The sequence below is a fragment of the Salipiger sp. PrR003 genome, assembly GCF_010500785.1.
GTDB classification, from domain to species: Bacteria; Pseudomonadota; Alphaproteobacteria; order Rhodobacterales; family Rhodobacteraceae; genus Salipiger; species Salipiger pacificus_A.
In genome coordinates this window covers 22,677-28,917 of sequence record NZ_JAAGOV010000062.1, presented here as the reverse complement: position 1 = coordinate 28,917, position 6,241 = coordinate 22,677, and the positions used below count along the sequence as shown (strand labels likewise).

General features: G+C 64.7%; 6 protein-coding genes and 1 pseudogene. 4 read left to right on the top strand and 3 right to left on the bottom strand.

Annotated features, from left to right (window positions below):
* The 3 genes and pseudogenes from G0D83_RS22180 to G0D83_RS22170 all read right to left on the bottom strand — a co-directional run.
* Positions 1 to 162, bottom strand: a pseudogene (locus G0D83_RS22180) (transposase); the annotation flags it as partial.
* A gap of 104 nt (positions 163 to 266) precedes the next feature.
* Positions 267 to 905: a GntR family transcriptional regulator gene (locus G0D83_RS22175; protein ID WP_108970025.1), complete on the bottom strand. Its 639-nt coding sequence runs from the start codon at positions 903 to 905 to the stop codon at positions 267 to 269.
* 11 nt (positions 906 to 916) lie between these two features.
* A complete protein-coding gene (locus G0D83_RS22170) occupies positions 917 to 1,843 on the bottom strand; it encodes a dihydrodipicolinate synthase family protein (protein ID WP_164196827.1) in 927 nt (308 codons plus the stop codon).
* Positions 1,844 to 1,950: 107 nt separating this feature from the next.
* Between G0D83_RS22170 and G0D83_RS22165 the strand changes: the two genes are divergently transcribed.
* Genes G0D83_RS22165 through G0D83_RS22150 form a run of 4 tightly spaced genes read left to right on the top strand, consistent with a single transcriptional unit; the run spans position 1,951 to position 6,220 of the window.
* Positions 1,951 to 3,369: an FAD-binding oxidoreductase gene (locus G0D83_RS22165; protein WP_235958167.1), complete on the top strand. Its 1,419-nt coding sequence runs from the start codon at positions 1,951 to 1,953 to the stop codon at positions 3,367 to 3,369.
* Complete coding sequence (locus G0D83_RS22160; protein WP_164196826.1) at positions 3,366 to 3,890, top strand: TRAP transporter small permease; 525 nt, start codon at positions 3,366 to 3,368, stop codon at positions 3,888 to 3,890. Before G0D83_RS22165 ends, G0D83_RS22160 begins: the two co-directional genes overlap by 4 nt.
* Positions 3,891 to 3,899: 9 nt before the next feature.
* Positions 3,900 to 5,177: a TRAP transporter large permease gene (locus G0D83_RS22155; RefSeq protein WP_108970028.1), complete on the top strand. Its 1,278-nt coding sequence runs from the start codon at positions 3,900 to 3,902 to the stop codon at positions 5,175 to 5,177.
* 38 nt (positions 5,178 to 5,215) lie between these two features.
* Positions 5,216 to 6,220: a TRAP transporter substrate-binding protein gene (locus G0D83_RS22150; protein WP_108970029.1), complete on the top strand. Its 1,005-nt coding sequence runs from the start codon at positions 5,216 to 5,218 to the stop codon at positions 6,218 to 6,220.
* The last annotated feature ends 21 nt before the right edge of the window (positions 6,221 to 6,241 follow it).

The following is a 6,241-nucleotide window of genomic DNA, read 5'->3' as shown; positions in this document are numbered from 1 at the left end:
TGCGGACATGCCCTCGAGCGCCTGCCGCTTCCAGGTGTTGATGAGGGTCTGATGCACGCCGTGCTTTGCCACCAGTTAGGCGACCGTCAGCTCACCTCGGATAGCCTCAAGCGCCACCTTCGCCTTGAACTCGGCGCCGTAATTCTTTCGTTTGCCAGCCACGCTGTTCTTCCTCGTCATCGTTGGCGGCAAGCTTAGCAGGGTGTCCAGTTTTCGGGGACCATCTCAGTCTATGACGGCGCCGATCGTCTGCGCTCTTGCTCGGTTTAAATGCGCACGGCGCGCTGCTTTGCACTTCCCAGATGCGCCGCCAACGCCGCTTCCGCGGAGGCCGCATCTCGGGCGATCAGCGCATCGATAAGGGCAAGGTGTTCGTCCATGACGGAAACCACGAGCTCTGGCAGCATCCGCGTGTCTTCGTTGCGGATCAGCCGGATCTTTATCGAATTGGTGCGGTAGATCGCCGAGATGATGTCATTGCCGAGCGCGTCGATCATCCGGTCGTGCATGTCCCAGTCCATCTGCTGCGCGGCGGCCAGAAGCTGCGGATTCACCCCCTGCAACGCCGCCTCGCGTATGTCGAGATGGCGGCGCTGCAAATCTTGAAGTTCGTCGTCTGTCGCGACTGCTGCGAAGTTGCGCACCGCCTCACGCTCAAGCACCGCGCGCAACTGGAACGCGTTGCGGATCAGGCCAACGTCCACCTGAACGATCTGCAATCCGCGGTTCGGCACAGTGCGGATCAGGCCATCGGCCTCGAGCCGTGGGATCATCTCGCGGATCGCACCGAGTGGCATACCAGTGATCTTCACCAGCTCGCGCTGCGACACGAACTGCCCCATCGAAATTTGACGGGACAGAAGCTGTTCGGTGAATGTCTCGTAGGCCTGGTCGCGCAGCGTCATCTCTTTCTCCGTCAGGGAGCCTGTATGGCAGCGAGTTCTTCCACGCGGGGGGCCAGTGCGGCAACCACTGACGCGTCGGCAGGCTGCAGGGGCGCGCGGGTGCGTTGCCATCCGTCCTCGTCGCGGGCAGCGCCGACGAGCGCCTTGACCAGCGGCGTCACCGGGACCTGCACAATCTCGTCCACGAGGGAATCCAGTGCGGGCTGTGGCTCGCCCGCGTGCACGAGGCGCCGCATCATCCCGGGGAGCAAGTTGGCCATGCCGCTGATCGCGCCGGCACCACCGAGCGGGGCCGCGCGGGCAAGCAGCCGCTCGTCACCGATCAGGATCGCCAGATCGTCCATCGGCAAGAGCGCCGCCGCGTGATCCCAACGGCCCGCGCTATCCTTGACGCCGTAGATCGCCGCGCCGCATGCATCCTTCAGGCGGCGCACCAGCGGCGCGTCGAAGCTCACGCCGGTGACCTGCGGGATATGGTAGAGGATGATCTCGGGGCTGGCGTCGCCAAGGCGCGCGACAAATTCCGTCACCCAGGTGAAGAGCGCATCGTCGGTGATGCCCTTGAAATAGAACGGCGGCGCCAGCAGCAAGCGCGAAGCCCCGCCACTCAAAGCGGCGCGGGCCTGCGTCTCTGCGGTCTCGGGATCACAGGCTGCGATGCCGACCGTGATCCTGTCGGCGGGCACGCCCGCGTCTTTCACAGCCTCCAGCATCGCCGCGCGCTCGCTCATGCCAAGCGAGGCGCCTTCGCCCGTGGTGCCATAGAGCGTAATCCCGTCCACCCCCTGCCCCACGACATCGGCGGCGTGCGCCGCCAGCCGCGCAAGATCCACCGATCCGCTTTCGGTGAACGGTGTCACCATGGCCACCGAGACCCCGAAAAGATGGGCACGGGGCGCGCTCTTGGCGCTCTGGTCAAGGGTCAAAGGGGCGGACATGTGTTTCTCCGAGGCTGAATGCATGACTGACATGTTGGTGGGTTGACAGTGATATTGCAAGCTGTAAATTTCGAAGCAGTTGGTGCCCTAGAGGAGGAGTGCGCTGCATGGACGGAGGAGTCCCCAATCCTGCATGCCAGCCGGAGGCCTTGGCCGCGATGCTGTCCGGACTGCCCGAGATCGCGCGCGCTGCGCTTGTCGATCCGGTGCCGCCGCGCAACTGGAACGACTGGTCAGCGCTCGCGCCGGAAGCGCCTGCCGCGCTGTTCTGTCCACGCTCTGCCGAACAGATTTCGGCGATCCTCGCCGCCGCCAATGCCGCACGCGTTCCGGTGGTGCCGCAAGGCGGTTTGACCGGGCTTTGCGGCGGAGCGCGCCCGATCGCGGGCGGCATTGCGCTGTCGCTTGAGAAAATGGTCGGCATCGAGGAAATCGACGAGGCATCTGCCACGATGACGGTGCTCGCGGGAACACCGCTTGAGACCATCCAGAAGGCCGCCGCCGAGCGCGGGCTGTTCTTCTCGCTCGACCTCGGCGCGCGCGGTTCCTGCGCCATCGGCGGCAATGCCGGGACCAATGCGGGCGGCAATCGGGTGATCCGCTACGGCATGATGCGCGACCTCGTGCTCGGTGCCGAGGTGGTGCTGCCCGATGGCACCATCGTCAACGCGCTGTCCAAGCTCATCAAGAACAACACCGGCTACGACGTGCGGCAGCTGTTCATCGGCTCGGAGGGCACGCTTGGGGTGATCACCCGCTTGGTGCTTCGCCTGCACCCTGCCCCCGGCTGCACCCATGCAGCGATCTGCGGCCTGTCGGATTATGGCAAGGTGGTCGATCTGCTGCGCGGCGCACGGCGCAAGCTGGGACCGACGCTTTCCGCATTCGAGGCGATGTGGCCAGACTACTGGCAGGTGGCCTGCGCTGTGCCGGGGGTGCGCGATCCGCTCGAGGGGACCCACGCCCATACCGTGCTGATCGAGGCGCAGGGCACCGACGAAGAGATCGACGGGCCGCGCTTCATGGCCTTTCTCGAGGCGATGTTCGAGGAAGGGGTGATCGAGGACGCAGCGATCTCGCAGAGTCTCTCGGACGTGCAGTCCTTCTGGAGCGTGCGCGATGCCTGCGCCGAATTCAAGACCACGCTGGGGCCGCACCATGCTTATGACGTCGGCCTGCCTACGGGACAGATGGACGCCTTTGCCGATGCCTGCCGCGACGCCGTGGCCGCGGCGGTGCCCGGAGGTCGGTCGGTCTATTACGGCCATATCGGCGACGGCAACCTGCACCTGCTGGCTTGGGTGCCGGGGGCAGAACCGCAGCCGGGCGAGGCGCTCGATGAGGCGGTCTATGCCACGGTGCGCGCTTTCGGCGGCTCGGTTTCCGCCGAGCACGGCATCGGCACGACCAAGAAGAAATATCTCGAATTCTCCCGCACTCCGGAGGAACTGGAGGTGATGCGCCGGGTCAAACACGCACTTGATCCCAACGGCATCCTCAACCCCGGCAAGGTGATCGACGCATGAGACTGCTCCGCGCACTAGAGGCGCATTTCGAGCGCGCCATCCTTGCCATCATCCTTTTCGCGCTGGTCGCGATCCTCGCCGCGCAGGTGGTGTTTCGCTACATCGTTGGCTCGCCGCTGGTGTGGTCCGAGGAACTGGCCCGCTACCTTCTGGTCTGGTGCACTTTCATCGGCGTGAGCCTCGCGGTGCGCGAGGGACGCAATATCTCGGTCGATCTGCTGCCGGTGCTCTGCGGCACGCGCTGGCTGCGCGCCTTCGCGGTGCTGGCGCTGCTCGGCTCCGGGCTCTTCTTCGCGCTGATGGTCTGGTACTCGGTGCCCCTCACCCAGCGGATCGCGAAGATCGGACAGGCCTCGCCGGGGCTGGGGATACAGATGTGGCTGGTCTACCTCGCGGTGCCGGTCGGCATGGGCATGGCCTTGCTGCGCGCCCTTCAGGCGCTCTGGCTGCTGGTCCGCGACGGGGCCGTTCCGGGCCTTGACCTGACGGACGAGCACGCCGTCATCCACGAAGACGTGTAGGGGGCCCTGATGCTTGCCGTTTATTCTCTTGGCTTCTTTATCGTCGTCTTGCTGCTGAGCATTCCGGTTGCCTTCGCGCTCGGATACGCGGCGCTGCTGCCGGGCTGGCTTGGCGCTCCGACCAACCCGGGGCAAGTGGTACGCTCGGTGGTCACTGCGCTCGACAGCTTCCCGCTGTTGGCAGTCCCGCTGTTCATCTTGGCGGGCGAGATCATGACGCAGGGCGGGCTGGCCCGCCGCCTGTTCAGCTTTGCGGACGCGGTCTTTGGCCGGTTCCGCGGCGGTTTGGCGATGTCTACCGTGGCGGCCTGCATGCTGTTCGGAGCGATCTCCGGCAGCTCGCCCGCGACGGTGGCGGCGATCGGCTCCATGGCGGTGCCCTTGCTGGTGGCGCGCGGCTACGACCTTCGCTTCGCGACCGCATTGGTCACCGCGGCGGGCACGCTCGGCGTCATCGTCCCGCCCTCGATCCCGATGATCATCTACGGCATGTCCGCGCAAGTCTCGGTCTCGGCGCTGTTCATTGGCGGCATTGGACCGGCCCTTGTGATTGGCGCGCTGCTGATGCTCTACGCCCATTTCTACGGGCGCAAGCACGCCGCGCGGATCACCTCTGACGCCGGAACGGTGAGCGCTGCGAAAGCCTTCCGCCAAAGCTTTTGGGCCCTCGTCGCGCCTGTCTTCGTGCTGGGCGGCATCTATGCAGGGGCGTTCACCCCGACCGAGGCAGCGGCCATCGCCTGCGTCTACGGCGGCTTTGTCGCCATGGTGATCTTCCGCGAGCTTTCGCCGTCCGATCTGGGGCGCGTGCTGGTCAACACAGGGCTGACCATCGCACCGATCCTGATCATCGCCGGAACCGGGGCGGCGCTTGGCCGGGTGCTGACACTGCTGCAGGTGCCTGCCGCCATCGGCGAGTTCATCGGCGGCGCGATTGACGAGCGGATCATCCTGCTGCTGCTCATCAACGTGATCCTGCTGGGCGTTGGCATGGTCATGGAAACGCTCTCGGCAATCATCGTATTGACCCCGATCCTGCTGCCCGTGCTCGCCCCTTACGGCGTCGATCCGGTGCATTTCGGACTGATCATGGTGGTCAATCTTGCGATCGGCTTTGCGACGCCGCCGGTGGGGGTGAACATCTATGTCGCGAGCGGCATCACCAAGCTTTCGGTGATCCAGATCTGCCGCGGCCTCGTGATCCCCATCGCCTTGCTTATCATCGGCCTTCTGGTCGTCACCTATTGGCCGGGGCTGACGCTCTGGCTGCCAAGTCTCGCCGGTTGACGACCGCCGAGCGCAACACCCACAGGGAGGACACCACCATGAACTTGAAGACGCTTTCGGTTTCAGCACTGCTCGCGCTTGGCGCAGCGATGCCCGCCGCCGCCGCCGATTATACGATGATCCTCGCGCATACGCTCAACGACAAGTCGCACCCGCTCTACCAGGCGTTCGACAAGATCGAAAAGGACATCGAGGAAAAGTCCGAAGGCCGTATCGACGTGCAGCAGCAGGGCGGCGGCGCCCTGGGCGGCGACCGCGAGCTCATGGAATCGCTGATGCTCGGCGACGTGCAGTTCGTGCCCACCTCGACCTCGGGCGCGGTGCAGTTTGTGCCGGAATTCGCGGCATTTGAAATTCCCTACGTGTTCCCGACCGACACCATGCGCCTGCGCAAGATCCTCAACGACAGCGAGTTCTCGGCCTTCCTCGACGGAAAGCTGGCAGAGAAAGGCATCAAGTTCGGTCTGTTCCACAACGCTGGCTTCCGGCAGCTCACCACCTCCAAAGTAGCGGTGCATACGCCCGAGGACATCAAGTCGAACAACCTGCGTATCCGCGTACCCGAAAACCCCTATTCGGTCGCGACTTGGGAAGCCATTGGCGCCGCCCCGACCCCGATCGCGTTCCCCGAGCTTTACGGCGCGCTGCAGCAGAACGTGGTGGACGGTCAGGAAAACCCTTTCGGGCACATCCTCTCGCAGCGGTTCTACGAGGTGCAGAAGTACCTGACCACAACCAGCCACATCCTGCTGGCCAACGTGAACCTCATCAACAAGGAGTGGTATGACAGCCTGCCCGAGGACTTGCAGCAGGTGGTCGACGAGGTGCTTGTGGACGCTGCCAATTTTGAGTGGGACGTGCAGGACGAAATGCTGAGCGAGCAGCGGGCGCAGATCGCCGAGCATATGGAGATCATCGACCTCAGCGAAGACGAACTGCAGCAGTTCCGCGATGCGACCGCGCCCCTGCAGGACATGGTGCGTGAGAATATCGGCGACGAGGCCGTGGACTCGCTGCTGAGCGCGATCAACGCCAACAGCTGATGCGATACAGGCGCGGGGCGG

What these genes read in the sequence shown, in the direction of transcription:
- G0D83_RS22160 (WP_164196826.1), top strand. Translation starts at nt 3,366, where the DNA reads ATGAGACTGCTCCGCGCACTAGAGGCGCATTTCGAGCGCGCCATCCTT.
- G0D83_RS22175 (WP_108970025.1), bottom strand. Translation starts at nt 905, where the DNA reads ATGACGCTGCGCGACCAGGCCTACGAGACATTCACCGAACAGCTTCTG.
- G0D83_RS22165 (WP_235958167.1), top strand. Translation starts at nt 1,951, where the DNA reads ATGGACGGAGGAGTCCCCAATCCTGCATGCCAGCCGGAGGCCTTGGCC.
- G0D83_RS22155 (WP_108970028.1), top strand. Translation starts at nt 3,900, where the DNA reads ATGCTTGCCGTTTATTCTCTTGGCTTCTTTATCGTCGTCTTGCTGCTG.
- G0D83_RS22170 (WP_164196827.1), bottom strand. Translation starts at nt 1,843, where the DNA reads ATGTCCGCCCCTTTGACCCTTGACCAGAGCGCCAAGAGCGCGCCCCGT.
- G0D83_RS22150 (WP_108970029.1), top strand. Translation starts at nt 5,216, where the DNA reads ATGAACTTGAAGACGCTTTCGGTTTCAGCACTGCTCGCGCTTGGCGCA.